This is a genomic window from Flagellimonas iocasae (assembly GCF_042682725.1).
Lineage (GTDB): Bacteria > Bacteroidota > Bacteroidia > Flavobacteriales > Flavobacteriaceae > Flagellimonas > Flagellimonas iocasae.
The window spans coordinates 377,069-399,928 of record NZ_JBHUHU010000003.1; the positions used below are offsets into that span (position 1 = coordinate 377,069).

The 22,860-nt window shown below is 41.9% G+C and carries 19 protein-coding genes; 4 read left to right on the forward strand and 15 right to left on the reverse strand.

Translation table 11 applies throughout. The features are described 5' to 3' along the window. Nucleotides 1-48: 48 nt before the first annotated feature. Together ACFSJE_RS08950 and bioA are read right to left on the reverse strand one after the other, a co-directional pair. The gene (locus ACFSJE_RS08950) at nt 49-1,212 is read right to left on the reverse strand and encodes a beta-ketoacyl synthase N-terminal-like domain-containing protein (RefSeq protein WP_379831548.1); all 1,164 of its coding nucleotides are present in this window, start codon (nt 1,210-1,212) and stop codon (nt 49-51) included. A gap of 12 nt (nt 1,213-1,224) precedes the next feature. After that, a complete protein-coding gene (gene bioA / locus ACFSJE_RS08955; RefSeq protein WP_379831549.1) occupies nt 1,225-2,496 on the reverse strand; it encodes an adenosylmethionine--8-amino-7-oxononanoate transaminase in 1,272 nt (423 codons plus the stop codon). Between the two features lie 77 nt (nt 2,497-2,573). Here bioA and ACFSJE_RS08960 point away from each other — a divergent pair, with 77 nt between their 5' ends. Further along, the gene (locus ACFSJE_RS08960; RefSeq protein WP_379830649.1) at nt 2,574-4,058 is read left to right on the forward strand and encodes an ArnT family glycosyltransferase; all 1,485 of its coding nucleotides are present in this window, start codon (nt 2,574-2,576) and stop codon (nt 4,056-4,058) included. Here ACFSJE_RS08960 and bioD read toward each other — a convergent pair. From bioD to ACFSJE_RS08975, 3 genes are read right to left on the reverse strand one after another with little or no spacing between them, the layout of a single operon-like run. After that, complete coding sequence (gene bioD, locus ACFSJE_RS08965) at nt 4,050-4,664, reverse strand: dethiobiotin synthase (protein ID WP_379830650.1); 615 nt, start codon at nt 4,662-4,664, stop codon at nt 4,050-4,052. The two genes, ACFSJE_RS08960 and bioD, sit on opposite strands and share 9 nt — an antisense overlap. Further along, nucleotides 4,664-5,053 carry a putative signal transducing protein gene (locus ACFSJE_RS08970; protein WP_379830651.1) on the reverse strand — a complete coding sequence of 130 codons (390 nt, stop codon included), beginning with the start codon at nt 5,051-5,053 and terminating at the stop codon, nt 4,664-4,666. Before ACFSJE_RS08970 ends, bioD begins: the two co-directional genes overlap by 1 nt. Next, nucleotides 5,040-6,200: an aminotransferase class I/II-fold pyridoxal phosphate-dependent enzyme gene (locus ACFSJE_RS08975; protein WP_379830652.1), complete on the reverse strand. Its 1,161-nt coding sequence runs from the start codon at nt 6,198-6,200 to the stop codon at nt 5,040-5,042. Before ACFSJE_RS08975 ends, ACFSJE_RS08970 begins: the two co-directional genes overlap by 14 nt. Nucleotides 6,201-6,263: 63 nt before the next feature. Here ACFSJE_RS08975 and ACFSJE_RS08980 point away from each other — a divergent pair, with 63 nt between their 5' ends. Beyond that, nucleotides 6,264-8,057 (forward strand): M61 family metallopeptidase, encoded by a 1,794-nt coding sequence (locus ACFSJE_RS08980; RefSeq protein WP_379830653.1) that lies wholly within the window; start codon nt 6,264-6,266, stop codon nt 8,055-8,057. Beyond that, complete coding sequence (locus tag ACFSJE_RS08985; RefSeq protein WP_379830654.1) at nt 8,058-8,588, forward strand: GNAT family N-acetyltransferase; 531 nt, start codon at nt 8,058-8,060, stop codon at nt 8,586-8,588. Between the two features lie 58 nt (nt 8,589-8,646). Here the strand turns inward: ACFSJE_RS08985 and ACFSJE_RS08990 are convergent, their stop codons facing one another. The 10 genes from ACFSJE_RS08990 to ACFSJE_RS09035 all read right to left on the reverse strand — a co-directional run bounded on the left by ACFSJE_RS08990 (nt 8,647) and on the right by ACFSJE_RS09035 (nt 21,908). Continuing rightward, nucleotides 8,647-9,030 (reverse strand): hypothetical protein, encoded by a 384-nt coding sequence (locus ACFSJE_RS08990; RefSeq protein ID WP_379830655.1) that lies wholly within the window; start codon nt 9,028-9,030, stop codon nt 8,647-8,649. Beyond that, nucleotides 9,030-10,046 carry a hypothetical protein gene (locus ACFSJE_RS08995; RefSeq protein WP_379830656.1) on the reverse strand — a complete coding sequence of 339 codons (1,017 nt, stop codon included), beginning with the start codon at nt 10,044-10,046 and terminating at the stop codon, nt 9,030-9,032. Before ACFSJE_RS08995 ends, ACFSJE_RS08990 begins: the two co-directional genes overlap by 1 nt. Then, complete coding sequence (locus tag ACFSJE_RS09000) at nt 10,028-11,779, reverse strand: fibronectin type III domain-containing protein (RefSeq protein ID WP_379830657.1); 1,752 nt, start codon at nt 11,777-11,779, stop codon at nt 10,028-10,030. The genes ACFSJE_RS08995 and ACFSJE_RS09000 overlap by 19 nt, the downstream gene beginning before the upstream one ends. Before the next feature lie 38 nt (nt 11,780-11,817). Further along, nucleotides 11,818-12,045: a hypothetical protein gene (locus ACFSJE_RS09005; RefSeq protein ID WP_379830658.1), complete on the reverse strand. Its 228-nt coding sequence runs from the start codon at nt 12,043-12,045 to the stop codon at nt 11,818-11,820. Between the two features lie 244 nt (nt 12,046-12,289). Beyond that, the gene (locus ACFSJE_RS09010; RefSeq protein WP_379830659.1) at nt 12,290-12,568 is read right to left on the reverse strand and encodes a F0F1 ATP synthase subunit delta/epsilon; all 279 of its coding nucleotides are present in this window, start codon (nt 12,566-12,568) and stop codon (nt 12,290-12,292) included. A 73-nt stretch (nt 12,569-12,641) separates the two neighbouring features. Next, the gene (gene atpD / locus ACFSJE_RS09015; RefSeq protein WP_379830660.1) at nt 12,642-14,150 is read right to left on the reverse strand and encodes a F0F1 ATP synthase subunit beta; all 1,509 of its coding nucleotides are present in this window, start codon (nt 14,148-14,150) and stop codon (nt 12,642-12,644) included. Nucleotides 14,151-14,313: 163 nt separating this feature from the next. Next, on the reverse strand, nt 14,314-17,076 hold the full coding sequence (locus ACFSJE_RS09020) for a TonB-dependent receptor (protein ID WP_379830661.1): 2,763 nt from the start codon (nt 17,074-17,076) through the stop codon (nt 14,314-14,316). A 208-nt stretch (nt 17,077-17,284) separates the two neighbouring features. Then, nucleotides 17,285-19,132, reverse strand: coding sequence for a glutamine--fructose-6-phosphate transaminase (isomerizing) (gene glmS / locus ACFSJE_RS09025; protein ID WP_379830662.1), 1,848 nt, complete (start codon nt 19,130-19,132; stop codon nt 17,285-17,287). 134 nt (nt 19,133-19,266) lie between these two features. Next, the gene (locus tag ACFSJE_RS09030; RefSeq protein ID WP_379830663.1) at nt 19,267-21,093 is read right to left on the reverse strand and encodes a DUF4270 family protein; all 1,827 of its coding nucleotides are present in this window, start codon (nt 21,091-21,093) and stop codon (nt 19,267-19,269) included. Between the two features lie 5 nt (nt 21,094-21,098). After that, entirely contained in the window at nt 21,099-21,908 is an 810-nt protein-coding gene (locus ACFSJE_RS09035) for a glycogen/starch synthase (protein WP_379830664.1), read from the reverse strand. Nucleotides 21,909-22,010: 102 nt separating this feature from the next. Here ACFSJE_RS09035 and panC point away from each other — a divergent pair, with 102 nt between their 5' ends. Further along, nucleotides 22,011-22,859 (forward strand): pantoate--beta-alanine ligase, encoded by an 849-nt coding sequence (gene panC, locus ACFSJE_RS09040; protein ID WP_379830665.1) that lies wholly within the window; start codon nt 22,011-22,013, stop codon nt 22,857-22,859. Nucleotide 22,860: the final 1 nt, after the last annotated feature.

Sequence of the window (22,860 nt, forward strand, 5' to 3'; positions counted from 1 at the left end):
TCACTATTAAAACCAAGAATAACCGGATTTAAGAAAATCGTCTGTTATTTAGCGCTTTGGAGATTTCAGCAGAATACTCACAGCATTCCCACCAAAGCCAACGGCATTTACTATAACGGTTTCTACCTTTTTTTGTTCTCCCTTATTTTGATAAAATGGCGTTGGAATGTATTGCTGGTGCTGCAACATCAAAACCCCCAATTCCAAGCTCAATAATCCTGAAGCACCAAAGGTGTGCCCTACTTTCCATTTGTTTGTGGTCAAGAAAGGTAGGTTATCACCAAATACTTTTTTGATGGCATTGTACTCTGTCAAATCCCCCTTAATGGTTCCGGGAGCATGCATGACAATCGCATCCACTTCATCCATGTCAGCACTTTTTAAAGCCATTTTCATGGAATCTTGAAAGCATTGGGCGTCTGTTGAAATGGACACGCTATGTTCCAACGGTTCCGTGGCGTAACCCACACCAGCTACCACCGCCAAAGCATTGGATTTTTCTCCTTTTTCCAAACAAGCCAGCCCTGCAGCTTCTCCCAAAACCATGGTATTTTGATTCTTTTCCAAATCCATGGCTTTACAAGGATGGGCATCCATTTCCCTTGAATAAATTTTCAACGCCTGCATTTGCGCAAGGGTAAATGGAGTCAACGGCGCTTCACTGCCACCAACCAGAAATTTATCCGTCAGTCCACTTTGAATCCATGCCACCGCATTCAACAATCCATGCAATGCTGTGGAACAGGTAATGGAATGCGATATTTCTGGCCCTTTCGATTTTAAATCGTGTGCCACCCAAGACGAAATATTGCCCAAGGTGGTTGTTGGCGAAGTAAGCGTGGATGATTTTCCCTGTTCCAAAAACTCTTGATGGTATTTTTCAAAAAGGGATGTGGCTCCGCGGGATGAACCAATATTTACTCCAAAATTGGATTCGGACTTCCATCCGGCTTTTTCAATCACCTTTCGGCCTGTGTAGATGGCAAATAATACGGAGTCATCCAAATCCTTGTATTTATGGTCGGATTGCCGCAGTGCTTCAATTGATTTTTTGATTTCTTCTGATAGTGACGACGCCCAAACGTGTTGTTCGCCAATTTCAAGCTTTGAAAAACGGTGGTTTTTATCCAAGTAGGAATTCCAAACTGCTGCTGCGCCATCGCCCAATGAAGAAATGGATGACAATGCGGTAATGGAGATAGGTTCTTTCAACATATATTCAACTTATACCAATTCCAGAGCCGACTTGATAGCCCCATAAATCCGTTGCATTTGCTCCTTGGTTGTTACAAATGGTGCCAAAATATAAATGGTATGCCCCAAAGGTCTTAGAAATACCCCCTGATCCATAAAATGCTTGAAGAGTTTGTTTCGCAAATTGCCATAACGCTCCATTTGTATATTCAAATCCAACGCATAAATGACCCCCAATTGTCGGGTACTCGCCACTTTAGGATGGTTTTTTAGCTCTTCATTAAACTCTTGGTGCCATTGCATGCTGTTTTGTATCCCGGTCTGGATTTCTTCGGTTTGGAGTAGTTCCAGTGCTGCCAAAGCTGCTGTGCAGGCCAACGGATTTGCCGTATAGGTGTGCCCATGAAACAAGCCTTTGGCCATATCATCACTATAAAATGCCATGTAGACCTCTTCGGTGCAGGTGGTCAAACCCATAGGAATCAAGCCCGCAGTCAAGGCTTTGGACAGGCACATAATATCCGGCTGGGTCTGCAAATACTCCGATGCGAAATTTTTTCCTGTTTTGCCAAATCCAGTCATCACCTCATCAGCAATCAGCAATACGCTATGCTTTTTTAAAAGTCCAAGAATGGCATCGAGACCCTCCGCATGATGCATTTTCATAGCCGCAGCACCTTGAACCAAAGGTTCATAAATAAACCCTGCGATATTATTTTGTTCCAATCGCCGTTCCAGAAATGTCAGGATTTGGTTGATATTCGTCTCTGTAGGCACGGGAATCCGCTCCACTTCAATAAAAAAATCCTCGAACGGACCATTATAGACCGATAGCCCTGAGACCGACATCGCCCCGAAAGTATCACCATGAAATCCCTCCTCAAAAGCCAATAAAACATTGCGTTTTTCACCTTTATTGTGATGGTATTGCAAGGCCATTTTTATGCCAACCTCGGTAGAGGTGGAACCATTATCTGAAAAGAAAAGCTTTTCTTGGTTTTGGGGAAGAATCTTGATGAGTTCTTCGGAAAGTCGTACTGCAGGTTCATGGGTAAAGCCGCTGAAAACCACTTGGTCCAAACGTTGCATTTGCTCTGAGACCTTCTTTAAAATATAAGGATTGCAGTGCCCATACATACAGGTGTACCAGGACGAAATGCCATCCACATAATCCTTCCCATCTTCATCAAAAAGTAAAGCGCCTTCAGCCTTGGCTATACCCAACATGTCCGGACTCACCTTGTGCTGTGTCAACGGGTGCCAAAGATGTTTTTTGTCCCTATCCGATAATTTTTCCAACATTTCTGTCTTACGCAAAACCCTTAATTTATCTATATTGCAAAGATGACAATTAATAGCCAAAAAACTTAATCCAGACCGTGTTTACTAAAATCAGTTCCCTTACTTCTCCTAAATATGAAGGCTTTGACTGGAAGTCGGTTTTGTTAATTTTGTTTTTGGTGGCCTTTTTTATCCGATTTCCCTTTTTCTTTAGGGATTATATTGATCGGGATGAAAGTACATTTATTATCATGGGGCAATCATGGGTGGATGGTCATTTGCCCTACACCCAGCTTTGGGATTTAAAACCTCCGGTTACGTTTTTCTTTTTTGCGCTCATCATCAAAATATTCGGGAAAAGCTTTATTGCCATTCGGTTGTTCGGAACCTTGCTCGTGGCCTTGACTGCTTTGTTTACGTTTGAAATTGCCTCTAAAATCACTTCCAAAAAAGTAGCATTTTGGTGTGCTATGTTCTGTGTCTTTTTTCAAAGTCTCTTTGGAAGTTTGCAAGGCGTAATGTCCGAACATATCTGCACCTTCTTTTTTACGGTGGGCCTCTTTATTTTGTTTTGGAAGGATGATGCCAAATGGTTTTTTACGGCAGGTCTTCTTTTTGGGCTTTCGGTTATGACCAAATTGAATATGGTCTACCCTGTACTATGTTTGGGCATCTATTTTTTATGGGAAGGATTTCACAAAAAACAAATCGGAAGCAACTTTAAAAATTTAAGTTTTATGGGAGCTGGGTTTGTGGCAACCATCGCATTAACAGCATTGCCCTACTATCTCCAAGAAAGCACAACCCTGTGGTGGGAATCCATTTTCAAGGCTCCATTGGCTTATTCCTCTGGAAAGTTTCATTCGCCTTTGAAAACGCTGCCTTTTCTAATCGTGATTTTGGGATTGCTCATCACTGGGTTTTCGACCAAAATAATTGATTGGAAAAACCGGGAGCTTCAAATTTTGACCTTCATCGTGGTGGGTGTTTTACTATCCTACATACAAGCGGGAAAGGTAAATGGCCATTATTTGATTCAGCTTTACCCTTTTATTTTAATTCCTCTCGGAATGGGCATGTCCAAACTTCCTGTTCTACACAAAAAATGGAAACCGGCTATCATTTTCTTACTGGTATTAATCCCGATGGAATCCTATCTGGAATACGCCAATATTATTTCCAACAAAATGGAAAAGGGTTCTTTTTATAATGGCGAAGGTATTGATGTGCCCAACTATATTTCTTCCCATAATCTGGAAACCAAAAACATCTTTTTTACGGAATACCATATTGGCTATTGGCTGTTGAATGAAAGTCCGCCTACTAAAGCGGCCACACATCCAAGCAATATTACCCGGGAGGAACTTTTCCCCTATATGCAAAATCCAAGGAGTACAGGAATGGAAGAGTTGCGGTACATCATGGAGGTAATTCGGCCGAAGACCTTGGTGGCCAGAAAGAATAAGGAAATTTTTGATAAAAAACTGCTCGAGTACAATGCCTACATCGATTTGTATTTACTAGAACATTATTCGTTGGTTGGCACTGTGGGGAGAGGGTTAATTTATCAACGTTTAGAATGATTCAAGCGCAGATTGGATTTGTCCTGCGTACTTTTTCACAGTCTCTTTGTCGAATTTTTTTTCCTCATTGATTCTTCCCAAAAAAGTCACATCTGACTTTTTCAAGATGATTTCCTCTGTAGTCGGGTGTTCATGGCCACTAAAAATTATTCCCACTTTCACCTTTTTCTCCTGGAGTTTTTCCAAGGTCAAAAGCGTATGGTTGATACTTCCCAAATAATGTCGGGAAACCACGATTACTTTGTAATCGGGTTGGATAAGGTCAAAAATAGTATCGGTATCGTTCAAAGGAACCAATAGCCCCCCCGCTCCTTCTATGACCAAATGGTTGTTGGTTTTTGGGGCGACAATTTTGTCTAAATCGATTCGTATTCCATCAATATCGGCCGCTGCATGAGGGCTCATGGGTGTATGCAAGGCATAGCTATTGGGATGGATAATTGTTTTGTTGTTAGAAATAAGCTTTTCAATTTTATGACTATCCGAGTTATCCAAATCCCCAGCCTGAATGGGCTTCCAATAATCAGCTTGAAGCGCTTCCACCACAATGGCAGAGGCCACCGTTTTTCCAACTTCGGTTGAAATTCCTGTTACAAATAGTTTCATCAGCTAGCAGGTCTGGATACGAAATCGCACTGTGTGCATTTGTATTTCCGTGGTTCAAAAAATGGGAACAGCTTATGAAAAATAGTATTTCTTGAATAATAGATTTCTGATTTGGTCGCCTTACAGTTTGGACAGATTATTGGTTTTCCATTATCATCTGTCGCATAATTTCTAACCTCATCATAAATCTGTTTTGCCCTATCCTTATCAGCAGAATAAACTTGAAGCTTTACTCCCCCAATGGCAGCACTAATTAAAGGGTCTGTGTTAATGGTTTCCACATCGCGCAGAAAAACTTGAATCCCCTCTGATTCAAGAACTCCCTTGATGATTTGTACATCAGCAGGAAATTCAAATGTGGCCAAGGTGTGAAATTTAGACTCTTTCATTCCATAGATTTTTTAATAACAACAAAATACGAGATATTTCTTCTTTTGTATTAAAAGCATGCAAACAAAACCGCAAGCGTTCCTCTCCTTCTTTTACCGTTGGCGAAAGAATCGGTCGAACATCAAACCCTTCAAGCTGTAATTGGGCAGCCATTGACTTTACGTTGGCATTCCCCGGGATTATCGCACATTGAATTGCTGAGTTGCTTCCAATAAATAGGTCGGCTATTCCCAATTCTTCCGTTTGCTGTTTGAAAAAGTCAATATTCCACTGGAGTTGTTTACACTGTTCTTTGCCGAAATCCTTTAGAAACCGATAGGAAACCAAAAGGTTTGCAATGGTGTGGGGCGGTAAAGCGGTGGTATAAATTAAGCTTCGGGCAAAATTGACCAGGTAGTTTTTTAAAGCTTCGCTTCCTAAAATAGCTGCTCCGTGACACCCTAAAGTCTTTCCAAACGTTATGATTCGAGCAAAAACTTGTTCTTCCAATCCTAGTTGGCAGATAAAATCCCTTCCTTCTCCCAAAATTCCAGTAGCGTGGGCTTCATCCACAATTAAATAGCAGTCATTTTCGGAACAAAGGTTGGCCAAAGCTTTTAAGTCCGGAGAATCGCCATCCATGGAAAAAATGGATTCGGTGACAACATAAATTTCCGAATCGCTTCTCGACTCCGCTCGAAATGACATCAACTTTTTATTGAGGTCTTCCAAATTATTATGCGCAAACTTATAGCTCTTGGCATTACCCATTTGAATTCCGTCCCGAATACTGGCATGCACCAGTTCATCATACAAAATAAGATCGCCACGCTGCGGAACGGAAGAAAAAAAGCCAACATTGGCATCATAACCGGAATTGAAGACCAAGGCCGATTCAGACCTATGGTGTTCCTTCAAAAACATTTCCAACTCATGGTATAACGCATGGTTTCCTGTGAGCAATCTTGAACCCGTAGCCCCATTTTTTTGAGGTTTGATTTTCAGAAAATCAGAGGCTGCTTTGGACAACTTTTCATTTCGGGTAAGACCGAGGTAATCGTTTGAGGAAAAATCAACCAGACCATCAACCAACGGCAAGCTTCGCATAGCGTCGTTCATTAAACGCTCCGATAGTTTCTGGCGTAATTTTTTAGGCAATTTCTCCATACCGCAAATGTAGCACTTACTGTTTTTAAACAGTATCTTAGTGCTTGTAAAACCTTATTGAAAATGAAATTTACACTCTCGGTCTTTGCCCTGTTTTATGCTTTCTTTTTAACAGCGCAGACCAATACCTACACTATCTCTTTTAACAATGCCGTGCACCACGAAGCTGTCATTCAGGCAACGTTTCCCAATTTAAAAATGGATACGGTCGCCTTTCGGATGAGCAGAACTTCCCCGGGAAGGTATGCGCTGCATGAATTTGCCAAAAATGTCTATGGTTTCCAAGCGATGGACAGTAAAGGAAATCCGCTGAAAGTACATCGCCCTAGTCCGTATGAATGGCAGGTGACCGGCCACGACGGGACTATTAAAATTGAATATATCCTATTTGCGAACCGAGGGGGTGGAACTTATTCCCAAGTGGATGAGACCCACGCGCATTTGAATATTCCGGCAACCTTTATGTTTTCTCCCGAACTGAGTCAACGTAAAATTGAAGTGACTTTTAACCTTCGCAAAGATTTGAATTGGAAAGTCGCTACACAATTGCCTTTGGTTTCTGGCACCACCTACTCGGCCCCGAACCTCTATTATTTTATGGACAGCCCAACTGAAATCAGTGATTATATGCTCAGGTCTTTTCAGGTGGATGGCAAAACCATTCAACTGGCATTGCATCATAATGGCACGGAAGAAGAGGCTGACACCTATTTTGAAAAAGTAAAAAAAGTGGTTTTGGCTGAAAAAGAGGTCTATGGCGAACTTGCCAAGTATGATTATGGAACCTACACTTTTTTAGCCTGCTACATTCCAAACGCCTCTGGGGATGGTATGGAACATCGGAATTCTACCATTGTTACCAGTACCCGCAGTTTGGCCAATGGGGGAATGGAACGAAATATTGGAACGGTTTCGCATGAATTTTTCCATTCTTGGAATGTGGAACGCATGCGCCCCAAATCGTTGGAGCCTTTTGATTTTGAAGCCGCGAACATGAGCGGGGAACTTTGGTTTGCCGAAGGTTTTACCAGTTACTACACCGATCTAATCCTGTGTCGCGCCGGACTTATTTCACCTAAGGAATATGTGGAAGGGCTTGCAGGGACCTTCAATTACGTTTGGAATTCCCCTGCACGTCAGTTTTTTAATCCTATTGAAATGAGTTACCAAGCACCCTTTGTGGATGCGGCTACTTCGGTAGATCCCGTGAATCGGGAAAATACGTTCATTTCCTATTATTCGTATGGAAGTGTTTTAGGATTGGCCTTAGACCTTTCGTTGCGTCAAAATGGACTTAATCTGGATGATTTTATGAAGTTGGCGTATGAAAAATATGGGGAAACAGAAAATCCATACACCGTTGAGGGCCTACATCAAACCCTTAATCAATATGCTGGTAAAAGGTTTGGCGATACCTTCTTCAATAGCTATATCTACAAAAGTGAAATGCCCGATTATGGCCCTCTTTTTGAATCGATGGGTGTGGCACTGGAGCAGAATAGCGCTGTTCCTGGCTTTGGTCCATATGTAAGAATCAATGCGGATGGAACGGCCATTGTTTTAGGAAATCCTACCATGGAAAGCCCTGCTTATGTGGCTGGGTTGGACAAGGGTGATGTGATTACTTCCATCAACGGGCTTCCATTTTCAAAAGAGCAGGAATTTGATGAATACCTAAAGCAGTTTGAGGTTGGTGATATGTTAAAAATTGATTTTATCCGTTATGACAAACCGATGACAACCACGCTGACCCTCGGTGTCAACCCAGATTATTCAATGCATTTAATGGAAGATGTAGAGCAGACCCCGGCGGCCCAAATGCTGGAACAACGCAAAGCTTGGCTCAAGAGCGAATAAATGATTTACTACAAACAGGCCTCCAGCGAACAGGAATTGGAGCAGATTCTTTCGCTACAACAGCAAAATCTTATCAAGAGTCTAACTGACCAAGATCGGGAAAAAGAAGGTTTTTTAACGGTAGAGCATTCCATGGAAATCCTAAAAGCCATGAATGATAAATGTGGGCATATCATTGCAGTTGACAATGGAGATGTGGTTGGATATGCGTTGTGCATGCATCCCAGCTTTGCCGATTCCATTGAAGTCTTACGACCCATGTTCGCCGAAATCAATGAAGTGATTCAAAACCAAAACAGTTATATGGCTATGGGTCAAATTTGTGTGGCAAAGAGCCATCGTGGTAAGGGTGTTTTCAGAAATTTGTACCTCACCATGAAAAATCGATTACCCGAAGGTTTTGACACCATAATCACCGAAGTGGATGCAAAAAACAAAAGGTCGCTCGCTGCACATGAAGCTGTGGGGTTTAGAACTTTACAAGTATATCCAGCGGGTGAGAAGGAGTGGCACCTTATTATTTTGGAATAAAAATCTGTCCTAAATATTGGGGTGTCTACAATGATACAATATGTCAAATGAAAAAGTATTAGCACTTAACTTGATTAAATCCAACTATATCTAGCCTTCCAAAATAAAACACCGATTGTGTATTAAGTTTTAATTCTTGGGATTCTACATCTTCATTTGAAACCTCTATACTGATAGCTTCATTCGAAAAAAAATATTTATCGTTTTTAAACGTGATTTTTCCTTCAAGAGACAATAAATCTTTATTCTTATTCAATTGAACGAACAGAGCTTGAATTTGAGCATCAACCCATTTATTAAGAAATTCATTTAGTCCAATCCTTTTGTAATCAAAAAGCATTATTTTTTGATTATTTTTCAATTCACATGTTATCCAGTAATCATAAACGTCATCATTATAGGATGCGCCGTCTTCAACTTTTAAAATAAATATTTCACTCATTATTTAATTGGATGAAAAGTTACAATGTATCCGTTATCACCAGTGGCAAGTAAAAAATTCTTATTTTTTCCATCACTTAAGATTATTTCTAATGTAAATTCTAGATTATTTTTACCATTCATTGGTACAATATTTTTGGTTAAATATGATTTATCCTTAATTGTTTTAAAAAGTTTGTCTATCATATCATTTTGGCTCGAAAAATATTTCATCAACTCCTTGTCGTTCCAATGTCTCTCAATTATATGTTGAAAACCTGCATTTGAATTTCCTTTTTCAAGGAAAATAATGAAATCATCTTTATTCTTAGTAATAAACTTGAGGTCTAATTCGGTAAATTTAACTCCAGAAGCCCTAAGTTCTTCAATAAGGTTTTTATCAAGGAGATTCTCAATATTTGCAAGCTTTTTGCCCAGCCGCCTATTAGCCTCTCCAAAAAACTCATCCCATTGGGCTTTTGTAAAGTTACGCATGGCCTGCAATATCTTTTTTACCTTGGTAGATTTGGAAACCCAACCCGCCACGGGCACCAAACTACTTGCGACCACAATAAATATTTTTCCATGGTGGTACCTCGCTTCATTGTCGGTTTCAGAGATAGTGTTACAATAGTCCGTCAACTTTTCCTCTACATCGGCAATCAATTGCTTTAGGTTTTCTCGCTCCTGTATAAAACTCACAAACTCGTCCACCTCCGTGCGCAGCTTTTCGGCATCCTCGCAGCGTTTGTCCTTGTATTCAGTCAGTTCCTTTTGTCCCGTGTACCACTGCTCCTTTATCCAGCTCCATATACTGGTTTCCGCTTGTTCCCTTTCCAGTTTTTCCAATAGCAGTCCCATCCGTTTCTGGTTCAGGGCCACCTTGTTGGGCGTGCATTGTAGTTTGGCCCATGTGAAGGCATAAATAAATTCCTGCATGCCCGTGGAAAGGTCATAGAACATCTTGGGCAAGAGTACCAAACCTTCCACTTCACTGTAAAGTCCATCTGTAAGGCCCGCTACAAAGGGTATGTCCACTTTGCTATAATAAAGAGTTTCGGCAATAGGGCCTCCTTCCATAAACAATAAGGGAATACCCCTTGGTCCTTATAGCTTCCCCACCCTTGTTCCCTGCACAGTTCCGTAGATTCTTTCAGATACTCGGCAATGGTTTTTACCTTTTCCAACACTTCTTTATACACCCCATCTGTTGACAACACAGTGTAGGCATCCCCTACAAAAACCTCATCCTCTGCCTTTTCAATACTAGCTTGTAGTTCATTGTTCTTTTGGATAACCTGATTGGCCATTCCACTGCCGGTATCGTAACCATCTTCACTAGTGGATTCTGCAATAAGGTCTTCAGACAGTGTATTGTAGACCTCTTGGTTCGCAACCAGTTCGTTTTTCGTTTCTGCTGTTATGTGTGGGCTGAAAAGTAATTCAGCGATATTGGCATCCTGTTGTTGGTTCAGTTCTTGTAACAGGGAGACTTCTTCTTCCGTTCCTCTGTAATTGCTCAGCAATTCTGTAATGGAATTGAACAGGTTACCAATATCCTCAACGAATGCATCTACGTTCCCAATATTGCCCCAACTCGGGTCATAATTCGTTTCCACTATACCATCGATTAGTTCGTAATCGGTGTTTATTTTAATGTTCGTGAACCCAACCGCTATTTTGGTATCCGCCAAGTAGGGTACAGTGATAACGCCTTTTCCCGAAAATCTGCCATTGTTTCCCTGTATCTCAACCACGGTCACAGGAAAATCCCCTGCCCTAAAAACTTCATGGGGTTCCAGTTGCTGTAATGGCTCTTGGTTGTCAATCTCAATTTCAGGTGGGATACCACAATTGTAGTAGGCCATCTCGTCCTCGGTGGGGGTGGTAAATTCGTGTATGGGGGAAAACGCCAGGCCTTCTGATGTGCTTTGCTGTGTAGGCGAGAGGGGGATACAATCTCCACCCACTCGAAACTCGTAAACAGTGCCCGCCTCCAGGTTGTGAATGGTGGCCTCGTTGGATTGCGACCATAGCCCGAACCAGTCGTTTTCCCCATATCCTTTTTTACGGTACTGTACCCGGTATCGCAAATGTTCGCCCATTTGCCAATTAATCCGTACGGTTTGGGAATTCTCGGCTTCGGAGAGCACAAAACGGGGCGGGGGACAATCGGCACGGTAGGTAAAGTTATAGATCTCGCTCATCCCGTTGTTCCGGAACAAGGAGGTGTCGTTGATGCCATCGCTCACAAAGGCCCTTACCTGCCAACCGTATGTCTTGCCCTCCAAAAGGGGCATCTGTGCGGGGCCATAGTGCAGCGTATTGGCAAAGGTGGTGCTTTGGTACAGGGGTGGACTGGCCAAAAAAGCGGCCTGTGGGTCCATCCCTGTGTCCCAAAGTTCTTTCAGGGTGAACTCGTACTGAACCGCCCCGGCGTTGATGTGCCTTGGTGTCCAATTGAAAATGATGTTCTGCGGGTTCTGCGCAGTGACCAAATCGCCCCGAAAGGGAACGTTGAGCAATGGTGGGTCATTGAGCACCAAATAGATGTTGGCGCAGCTGCGTCTAGATATCCGCTGACCCGAAAATTGGTCGTACACCTCAAAACAGAAACGGTATTGTCCTTCGGGCAACTGTCGGCTGTACTGTTGGGGACTGATTCCTACTAAGTTGTTAAGGTTAAAGTAGGGCTGTAAATCCAGATTCGTCAACCTGTTGTTGATACCTCCGTTTAGGATAATGGGCAGTGCCCCGGAAACAAAATCCACTGATTGGAAATTGATGCCTGGGCCTTCAACAAAGAGTTTTAACCGTACCTGTCTACCAGATTCTTTTGGGCGTCCGTCAATAAGAGGTTCACAAAGAGCTTTTCCTGTGAGGTGGTAGTGTAATCAGACAGTTTAAAGCTATAGGGCGGTATGATCTGTGGGGTGACCTGTACGGGATAGATCTGGGCAATGGTTGTTGAAACGCAAAACAGGCAAATAAAGAAAAAAAGTCTATGGTCAATTTTATTGAAGAACAGGGTTTTCATATAAGTAGGTTTCCTTTAAATGGATGGCAACAGGAATATCCATTAGTTAAAAACCCAATATTATGTCCATCGCAGTAAGAAATGGAGGACAATTGACGTATACTCCATTTGAGTTGATGGAAATGAATAATGGCGAAGTAACCTGAACTTACTTCATTAAAGGAGGAAAAGCGTTTTCTGAATAGCCAGAAACAAAAAAAGCCGCTCAAATGAGCGGCTTTCTTTTTTATGATCCGTTGTTCTTTTAATCTGCAAGAACAATCACTTTGTTATCTTTCATCTCCACAGTACCACTGGTAATGGGAAGTATGGTTTCACCATCATTTCCTTTAGAAAATTTACTTTGAAAAGCCTCGTCAATGGTGATGTTACCCTTCACTTTTACCTTTCCCTCCTGAAGTAATGAAACGATAGGAGCGTGGTTTTCCAACATTTGAAACTCACCGTTCACACCAGGTACCGTAACCGAGGTTACTTCTCCTGCGAACAATGTGGCTTCTGGTGATACTATTTCTAAATACATGTTTTCAAGTTATGAGTTGTGAGTTATAAGTTATGAGTTATTCCGAACCCAACATTCTTAACTCTTAACCAGTTTAAGCTTCCGCCAACATTTTTTCTCCTGCCTCAATGGCTTCGTCGATGGTTCCTTTAAGGTTAAAGGCAGATTCTGGCAAGTGATCCAACTCACCGTCCATAATCATATTGAATCCTTTAATGGTGTCCTTAATATCTACCAAAACTCCAGGGATACCGGTAAACTGCTCCGCTACGTGGAAAGGTTGTGACAAGAAACGTTGTACACGTCTTGCTCTACCTACCGCCAATTTATCCTCTTCTGAAAGTTCTTCCATACCTAAGATGGCGATGATATCTTGAAGCTCCTTGTAACGTTGCAACAACTCTTTTACGCGTTGTGCACAAGCATAGTGCTCTTTACCCAAAATTTCAGGGGTCAAAATTCGTGAAGTGGAATCCAAAGGATCCACCGCAGGATAGATACCCAACTCAGCGATTTTACGTGAAAGTACGGTCGTGGCATCCAAGTGCGCAAACGTGGTTGCAGGCGCTGGATCCGTCAAGTCATCCGCAGGCACGTAAACCGCCTGTACAGATGTAATGGAACCTCTTTTGGTTGATGTGATTCGTTCCTGCATGGCACCCATCTCGGTGGCCAAAGTTGGTTGGTACCCCACAGCAGAAGGCATACGACCCAAAAGTGCGGATACCTCAGAACCTGCTTGTGTAAAACGGAAGATGTTGTCTACGAAGAAAAGTACGTCTTTTCCTTGTCCGTCACCGGCTCCATCACGGAAATACTCAGCAATGGTCAATCCAGACAATGCCACACGGGCACGAGCTCCTGGAGGTTCGTTCATCTGACCGAACACGAAAGTTGCTTTGGATTCTTTCAGGGCTTTTTTGTCCACTTTGGACAAATCCCAACCACCTTCTTCCATAGAATGCAAGAAAGCGTCACCATATTTTATAATACCTGACTCCAACATCTCACGAAGCAAATCGTTCCCTTCACGGGTACGTTCACCTACACCAGCAAATACAGAAAGTCCACCGTGTCCTTTTGCGATGTTGTTGATCAATTCCTGAATCAATACGGTCTTTCCTACACCAGCACCACCAAACAGTCCAATTTTACCACCTTTTGCGTAAGGCTCAATAAGGTCGATAACCTTGATTCCAGTGAACAAAACCTCGGTTGAAGTGGAAAGGTCCTCAAATTTAGGAGCCTCCCTGTGAATAGGAAGTCCGTTGTCTCCAGCTTTTGGAAGGTTTTCCATACCATCAATGGCATCACCAATTACGTTGAAGAGTCTTCCATAAACATCTTCTCCGATTGGCATTTGAATTGGATTTCCGGTAGCAACTACATCAACACCTCTACTTAAACCGTCAGTAGAATCCATGGAAATAGTTCTTACTGTGTTTTCTCCAACGTGGGATTGTACTTCCAACACCAATTTGGAACCATCGGCTTTAGCAATTTCAAGGGAATCGTAAATTCTTGGAATTTCTACTCCTGATTCAAACTCAACATCAATGACCGGGCCAATAATCTGGGCAACCTTACCTGTAACTTTAGACATTACTGTGTTTATTTTTAATTGAATACGAGGAAAAAACTGCTTTTTTTCCGGCTGCAAAGATATGCTTTTTCCTTTTTTAATCAGAAACTAAATTCCTCTTTTTTTACCAAGAAAAAAGGCACTGAAAAATTCAGTGCCTTTTGATTTATATTATTAGGTTTTATTACGGATTTATGGTCCAAGACACATAGTAGATGGAACCTATATTCCCGGTACCAATAGCGGTGAAGTATTCATCACCCAAAATATTGGAGCCCCCTACTTTAAATATGGATTTTATGCTTGGCACAGCATAGTTGATTTGCGCATCCAAAACGGTATAGGCTGGAATATCCCCATCAGCAAAGGAGGCTTCCCAAAAATAACTATCGCTCCATCTGTAGTTGATGTTGAAGCCAAAGTTTTCAAAAAGGGCCGTGTTTCCAAAGTGGGCCTTAACCTTGTGTTTTGGTGTGTTAAAGTTGGTTCTAAAATCAGCCAACCTAGTTTCATCAATATCCAAATCGGCGAAGGTATAGTTCACGCCCAAATCAAAGTTTCCAACTTTTGTATCTACACCAACCGTTCCTCCGTATGAATTAATATTCGCATCGGAATTGGTATAGGTTTGATACACTTGATAGTCTCCATTTTGGAGCGCCAACAAAGACAATCCTTGATCCCCTGCCTCTCCGTAGAAAGGAACAGCAGTTGTGGTATTGGCCAAGAAGTTTTTATATTGATTATAGTATCCACTCAAATCGATGGTAAACCTACCCACTTGGGCCCTGTAGCCTGCTTCATAGGCCGTGATTTCCTCGGGTTGAACCAAAGGTGTGTTGACTGCTTCCGGAGCCCCAGCTTGAAGGGAAGACGTAGAATACGCATTCTCATAGGCCGCGCGACCTACAATTTCAACTGTTGCAGGTACTCCAAGATTGTCTTGAGCTGCTTGACTCACATTGAATGTCCGTACATCCCTGTCCAAGTTAGCTGGTGCGGAACCTACCAAAATGGCCCGACCGGCATTCAAACCGATGAACAAATCTTGTGTGGTAGGGTTCCTGAAACCTTGTTGAACGGAAACCCTTAGGTTGTGATTTCTTTTTTCGCCCAATGTATAGGCCAATGAGACCCTTGGAGAAACAAATCCGTCGAAGAATTCATTTTTATCGTAACGAGCAGAACCTGTAAACTTTAAACGGTCATCCAAAAATTTCTTTTGTATCTGGAGATAAGCGCCATATTCATTATACGTAATAGGCCCATCAATATCTGTAAAGATGGTTCCATCGGAATTCAATTCGTATTCCCTGAAAGACCCTCCAATCTGAATGTCCGCCCAATTATCTACTAAATGTGCCAAATTATAGTTTCCATTCACATGACGGAACTTGGTTTGGTCCACAAACTTGGCTCCAGTACTTAAATTTCCATCATTGATTACTCTATTGAAGGTACTCTGAAAAGCATCGGTCCCTGGAATCAACCTTCCTTGGTCCGCAGCCTGACGACCTGCAATATGCGCTTGGGTAGAAGCTTGATCAGGAGTAAGTCCTGCCTGTTGTATTCCTCCCAAGTATGTTGGAATATATGCTGTTGCATAATCGGTAAACCACTGCGTGTCGGACTTCCATGCTCTGTTTACGTTGATTGCTGCGAAACGAGTGTCATAGGCATCACCAGAATTTTCGGAAACAATATACCCTCTTAAGAAAAAGTGGTCGTTTTTAATTTCCAAGCGATGTTGTTGCATGGTGAATCCAGCCACGGCATATCTGTTCGCTCCCTGGTAAATGGTGGTACCACGACCAATTCTGCTATTGAAAATTACCTCCAAATCATTTCCGAAAGGTCTATAGTGTACTGCAAAATCCGCTTTAACACTTTCGGCATTATAATTGGCCAAATCCGATTCATCATATCCTGTTCTTGAAATCAGGGCCGAACCAACGGTCCCGGATGGCAATCCAGCAGCGGCATCAAAGTTCAACGTTGTTGATACTTCATCACCATATACATTTAACCCATCATAAGCAGGGTTTGAACGGTCTGCACCAGGATTATTTAAATCTATGGTGCGGTTGGCATGCCAATCCTCACCTGTTAAAACCGACAAGTTTGCTTTAACAGCAACCCTATCGCTAAAGGCATGGGCGGCCCTTACGCCAAAATCCTTATAAAAATTGGAACCTGCAGCATCTTGAGTGGTTACCCCTCCTTTGGCATAGGCACTTATTCCCTGAAAATCAAATGGATTTTTACTGGTCATGAACAAAATACCGTTAAAGGCACCTGCACCATATAATGCAGAAGATGCTCCTGGTAAAATTTCCACACTTTGTACATCCAGTTCGGACATCCCCACCAAGTTACCCAGTACAAAGTTTAGACCGGGTGCGGTGTTGTCCATTCCATCCACCAACTGCAAAAATCTATTGTTCGCAAAAGTGGCAAAACCTCTTGTGTTTATGGATTGAAAGGTTAAACTGTTGGTGTTGATATCTACTCCTTTTAAATTTTGCAGTCCGCCGTAAAAAGATTCGGCGGTAGTATTCTTTATTTCCCTTAGTCCGAATCGCTCCACGGAAACTGGCGATTCAAAAATTCGTTCTGGAGTCCTAGATGCGGAAATCACAATCTCGTCTAACAAGGTGTTGGCTTCCGATAGGGTTATTGTAAGTGTCTGGTTGTTTGAAGTGACATTGGCCACAAAATCTGAAAATCCAATACTGGTAAATCGAAGTTGAAATGGAGGCTGTTCCGAAGTATTGAAGGTAAAATTTCCGTCAAAGTCAGTAGTGGTCCCTTCTGCTTTTCCCACCAAAACGACATTGGCCCCTGGGATGGGCTCATTGTTATCATCAACTACCTTTCCCTGAATGGTTGTTTGAGCAAAAGACGCAACTCCAAACATCATTAGGGAAATGAATAAAAGTCTTCTCATCAGCTTTGAATTAGAGTTAAATAAGATTTAAGTATCTGTTAAGCATTGGAGGTGGAAGATACATTTTTTTTTATTTGATTTCCACAAATATGAAAAAAATTATGCATGCATAATACTTTTTTCATAAAATATAGGTGTTAAATCTATCTAATTCATAAAAAAGCACCCAATTGGGTGCTATGAGATAGTGATATTTCAATCTTAAAAGTTACTCCACAGTAACCGATTTTGCTAAATTTCTGGGCTGATCAACATTACATCCCCGCATAACGGCAATGTGGTACGATAATAATTGTAATGGTATGGTTGTCAATAAAGGAGAAAGTCCTTCGGAGGTTTCGGGGACCTCAATAACATGATCTGCAAGTTCCTTTACCGTTTCATCGCCCTCGGTGACAATGGCAATGATTCTTCCGTTTCTTGACTTGATTTCCTGAATGTTACTGACCACCTTTTCATAATGCCCTTTTTTGGTTGCGATAACGATTACGGGCATTTGTTCGTCAATCAAAGCGATAGGACCGTGCTTCATTTCAGCAGCCGGATACCCCTCTGCATGGATATAACTGATTTCCTTCAATTTAAGGGCGCCCTCCAGAGCCACAGGGAAGTTATAACCCCTTCCTAAATACAAACAATTGGTCGAGTCCTTATATATTTCTGAAATCTGTTCCACAATTGGGTTGGATTCCAATGTCTTTTCCACCTTTGAGGGAATGCTCTCCAATTCCGCCAAATACTCATGGTATTTTGATTGGGAGAAAGTCCCTTTCTCTTGCGCCAATTTTAAGGCAATCAAGGTCAGAACCGTAATCTGCGTGGTGAATGCCTTTGTTGATGCCACACCAATTTCCGGTCCGGCATGGGTATAGGCTCCAGCATCAGTCTCTCTGGCTATTGAAGATCCCACTACGTTGCAGACCCCAAAAACGAATGCACCTCGCTTTTTGGCCAACTTTATGGCGGCCAAGGTATCCGCTGTTTCCCCAGATTGTGATATGGCAATCAATACATCATTTTCTGTAATCACGGGGTTCCGGTACCTGAACTCGGAGGCGTATTCCACTTCAACAGGAATCCTGGCCAAATCCTCAAAGATATATTCGGCTACAAGCCCTGCGTGCCATGAGGTTCCGCACGCCACAATGATGATTCTATTGGCGTTAAGGAATTTTTCAAGATTCTGGTCAATCCCCGCCATTTTTATAATTCCTTGATCAGCAAGTAAACGCCCTCTATAGGTATCCAAAATGGCTCTTGGTTGCTCGTAGATTTCCTTAAGCATGAAATGCTCATACCCACCTTTTTCAATTTCCTCAAGATTCAATTGAAGTTCAAGGATATTGGGATAGGCGATGGAATCATCTTTGATTTTGCGCAACTTTATTTCTTTCCCCAAACGCACAATGGCCATTTCCTCGTCCTCCAAATAAACCGCGTTATTGGTGAATTCTATGAATGGAGAGGCATCCGATGCTATGAAATATTCGTTTTCCCCTATTCCGATAGCCAACGGGCTCCCAAGTTTAGCAACTACAATCTCGTCAGGTTTATTTCTATCAAAGACGGCAATAGCGTATGCACCCACAACTTGGTTCAACGCAATTTGGACTGCTTTACCCAGTTTAACATTTTCCTTGTTCTTGACCTCTTCAATAAGGTTGACCAATACCTCGGTATCCGTATCGGAGTGGAAAGTATAGCCTCTTTTGATAAGTGCTTTTTTGATGGACTCATAGTTTTCTATGATTCCATTATGGATGATTACCAAATCCCCGGAGTTTGAATAATGGGGATGGGAATTTACATCATTGGGGACGCCGTGTGTTGCCCATCGGGTATGTCCAAGTCCCAATTTTCCATTGGTAGATATAGAGGATTCCGCTTTGTTCCTGAGATCTTCTACCTTGCCCTTTGTTTTGGACAAGCTGGTGGTTTCACCATCAAAAAGTACAATACCGGCACTATCATACCCTCTATATTCAAGACGCTGGAGACCTTTTATGATTATGGGATATGCATCTCTATGACCAATATACCCTACTATTCCACACATAAGCTAGATTTTTTTTGATGAACGGTTGATGCTTGGGGGTTTAGGCCACTAAAATTATAATGTATTGGGCAAAAACCGGTAAAACGACACGTTCAAAACGACGAACAACGCAAAATTAGCCATAAGAAGCGATATCAGTTCGCTTCTGTGTAATAAATTTCGAGTTTCAGCTTTTTGTCTTCGTTGGTAGCGTCTACATTACTTCCATAAAGTACGGTTCCCAATGGGCTGATGGATGCCATCATAGGAATATCCATCCCTTGGTTGTCACTACTGCGCATGCCCTCTTGCACCCGAATTAGGTCAATATTTGAAGTCAATGTAAGCCCAAGACTGGCATTTGTGGAATCCCTAACAATAATATTATTGAGGTGTTCGGTTATTCTAATGGTGTATTTTAACCCTCTACCCCCTTGTTTATCGATGATACCATCGTAGTTTAGATAAAGTCCCAAAGGACCTTCATTTACAATGTTTTCTGTACCAATATTATATAAAGGTAGATTGGTTTCGGCATTATATAGATAAAGTCGTGGTGGCTCAACGATGTCTCCTCCTCCCAACGTATTCTGATCTACATAAAACACCAAGTTTGCCTCATTGATGATCCAATTGTTTTGTCTTATCTGGTTGATAATGTTGTCCCCTCCATTCAAGGTTTCATCAAAAAGCCTAACTTCAGTCAAAGTTTTTCCGCCTTTCACATAGATACGGGATGCATTTTCATCATTGTCAATTGCTCCAGCAATTTCGGGGGACAAAGCTTCATCCTCAAAAATATTGATGGCATTTCCAACATAGGCACTATTGCTAATTGCCAACAAATTAAGGGTGTAATCCCGCTCTGCTGTTTCCGGAGCTTCCTCTTCTGCGTTATAGTCTTGGTATTCGTAAGTGATGGTAATATTGGCTTCCGTTAAATCCAACAGAAACATTAACTGTTCACTATCGGCATCATCTGCTGAAATATGTATCCCCCTGAAGAAATTGGCAAAATTGGACTGGCTCAACAACTCGGATTGTCCTTCCTTGTCCAAAATATTCTGTTGAAAGAATTCTGGGTTCAATGGCACCCGAATTCCTGGAGGTCTTCGTGTATCCACCACGGTTTCTGATTCATCCACTTCCGTATCTGGGTCATCTTCGGCAAATATCAAAGTTTCTTGATTGTCGATAATCACAGTCTTTTGCCCTTCCATGGTCAGCTCTTCCCCAATAAAACTTGAAAAATCTTGATTGGAAAAATAACGTTGTCTTTCCTCAAAGTTTGTGTTTGGATCCAAATCCCTCAGATAATAGGTGGATCTAGACACCTTAATCTCGAAAGACTCCGCCCTATTTCCATAAATACTGTCCAAATCAAAAGTTCGGCGATAAATGTTAGGAATAAAATCTTCTTCACTTCCGTCTTCATCAGGATTCAATGGATCGGAACCAATGTTTTGTTCCTCAGCATCAGAAACACCGTCGCCATCTGAATCTGAGGTTGAATCATACGGATCAACATCCAATTCGTTTTGCACTCCGTCCCCATCACTATCATCTGAGACAGAAGGTGGTAATTGAAATGGAATATTCAGATACACTGCCTTTACAGTTTCTTCCTCTGGTATCGTTGAATCGCTATCATCAGAATCGGCATTGTCCTCTGTGGTTTGGGAATAATCTCCAAAAATTGGGTTGGAACTAGGTAAGGTGACCTGGGTTATAATGCTTGCCTTTCGCTTTCCATAAACAGGGTCTGTATAAGTGCCTAGCTGGTACAACGGCAAACGATTGGTCTGCACGGCGGCAATCCCCTTGTTGAACGTAAAAACATCATACTCCACCTTGCCTGTAGTAAAGGGCTCCCCTGCCACAACACCTTCCCCGATGGTATCCAGTTCATCTTCACAAGAAGCAGTCATCAAAAATAAAGTTCCAACCAAGGCCGAAACTTTTATCATCCTGTAAAATCTCATGCAATTTATTTTAAAACCTCTGTTTTATAGAAATTTGTATATGCTTCCTCTGCTTCTTGAAGCGAAACATAAGGCAACACTGGTTTGGAAAGATTGGCTATGTGGTTCTTTAAATCCTCCGACACCTCTTCCGCGGCTAAAATAATGGCATCGGAATGATCTACGGCAACCTTTAACAAATTATTATAGTCGGGTTGTTCCAACGAAGAAATATGTGATTTATCAATACCATCGAAGGCAATTTTGTTAATCATCTCAGTATCCAGTTCCCCTTCAAAACTCTTGTTGTAGATGGAGGTGACTATTTTACTGTCAGCAAACAACGGCTCGTCCGAATAATACTCCCTCAGGTACAATGGAAGTAAGGAGGCCATCCAACCATGAACATGGATGATGTCTGGGGACCAGTTCAATTTCTTTACGGTCTCCACCACGCCTTTGGCAAAGAAAATGGCCCGCTCATCATTATCCGGAAAAAGTTTTCCCTCGCTGTCCTTAAACGTTGCCTTTCTCTTAAAATATTCTTCGTTATCTATAAAGTAAACCTGAATCCGTTCCCGAGGAATCGATGCAACTTTGATGATCAAGGGCATATCCATGTCGTTGATCACCAAGTTCATTCCCGACAACCGAATTACTTCATGTAATTGATGCCTCCTTTCATTAATGTTTCCATATCTTGGCATAAAAATGCGTATCTGCCCACCGTTGCTATTGACCATGCGGGGCGCTTCGTACGACATTAAGGAAACTGGATTCTCTGGGAGGTAAGGAACTAATTCAGAAGATACAAACAATATCTTTTTACCATTCATAAACACTTTCTTTTGTTTATCCGAAAAACGTAGCTGCAAAAGTACAAAAATTATGCTGATTACCAGTATTTATAGTATTTTTGCCCGCTCTTAATCCTTGTAATGCACATATTTGACCATAAAAAAGAACTTATGTCCTTTCTACAGGAAGAGCGCAACAATAACCGTACCATTGGGCTCGTGCCCACTATGGGCGCCCTTCATGAAGGTCATATTTCCTTGGTTAAAAAAGCACTTTTGGAAAATGATTTGGTGGTAGTCAGCATTTTTGTGAACCCTACCCAATTCGATAAAAAGGATGATCTTGAAAAATATCCAAGAAATCTTGATCGCGATTTAAAACTTTTGGAACTCGTTTCAGAAAACATTGTGGTTTTTGTCCCTTCCGTGGATGAAATCTATGGCGATCATGTAAAATCCAAAAGCTACGAGTTCGATGGTCTGGACAAGGTCATGGAAGGTGAGTTCAGGGAGGGTCATTTTGATGGCGTGGGCACTATTGTGGAACTGTTCCTAAGAACCGTTTCTCCAGACAAGGCCTATTTTGGGGAAAAGGATTTTCAACAGCTTCAAATCATCCGAAAGATGGCAGCTTCCAAGAAATTACCTTGTGAAATCATCGGATGTCCCATAGAACGAGAACCCCATGGTCTGGCCATGAGTTCCCGTAATGAAAGGCTGTCAAAAACGACTAGGGAAGAAGCAAGTTTTATCCATGAAACACTGCAGTCTGCCAAATCAAAATTTGGCACGGAAAGTGCAAGGAACATTGCGGATTGGGTAAAAGGTGAGTTTGGAAAAAGCCCGTTGTTTGAGCTGGAATATTTTCAAATTGCGGACGAGGACACCCTCACCCCTATGCTCAAAAAACAAGAGGATACAAAATACAGGGCGTTCATTGCCGTTTATGCCGATGGTGTTCGCCTAATAGATAATCTAAGATTGAATTGAT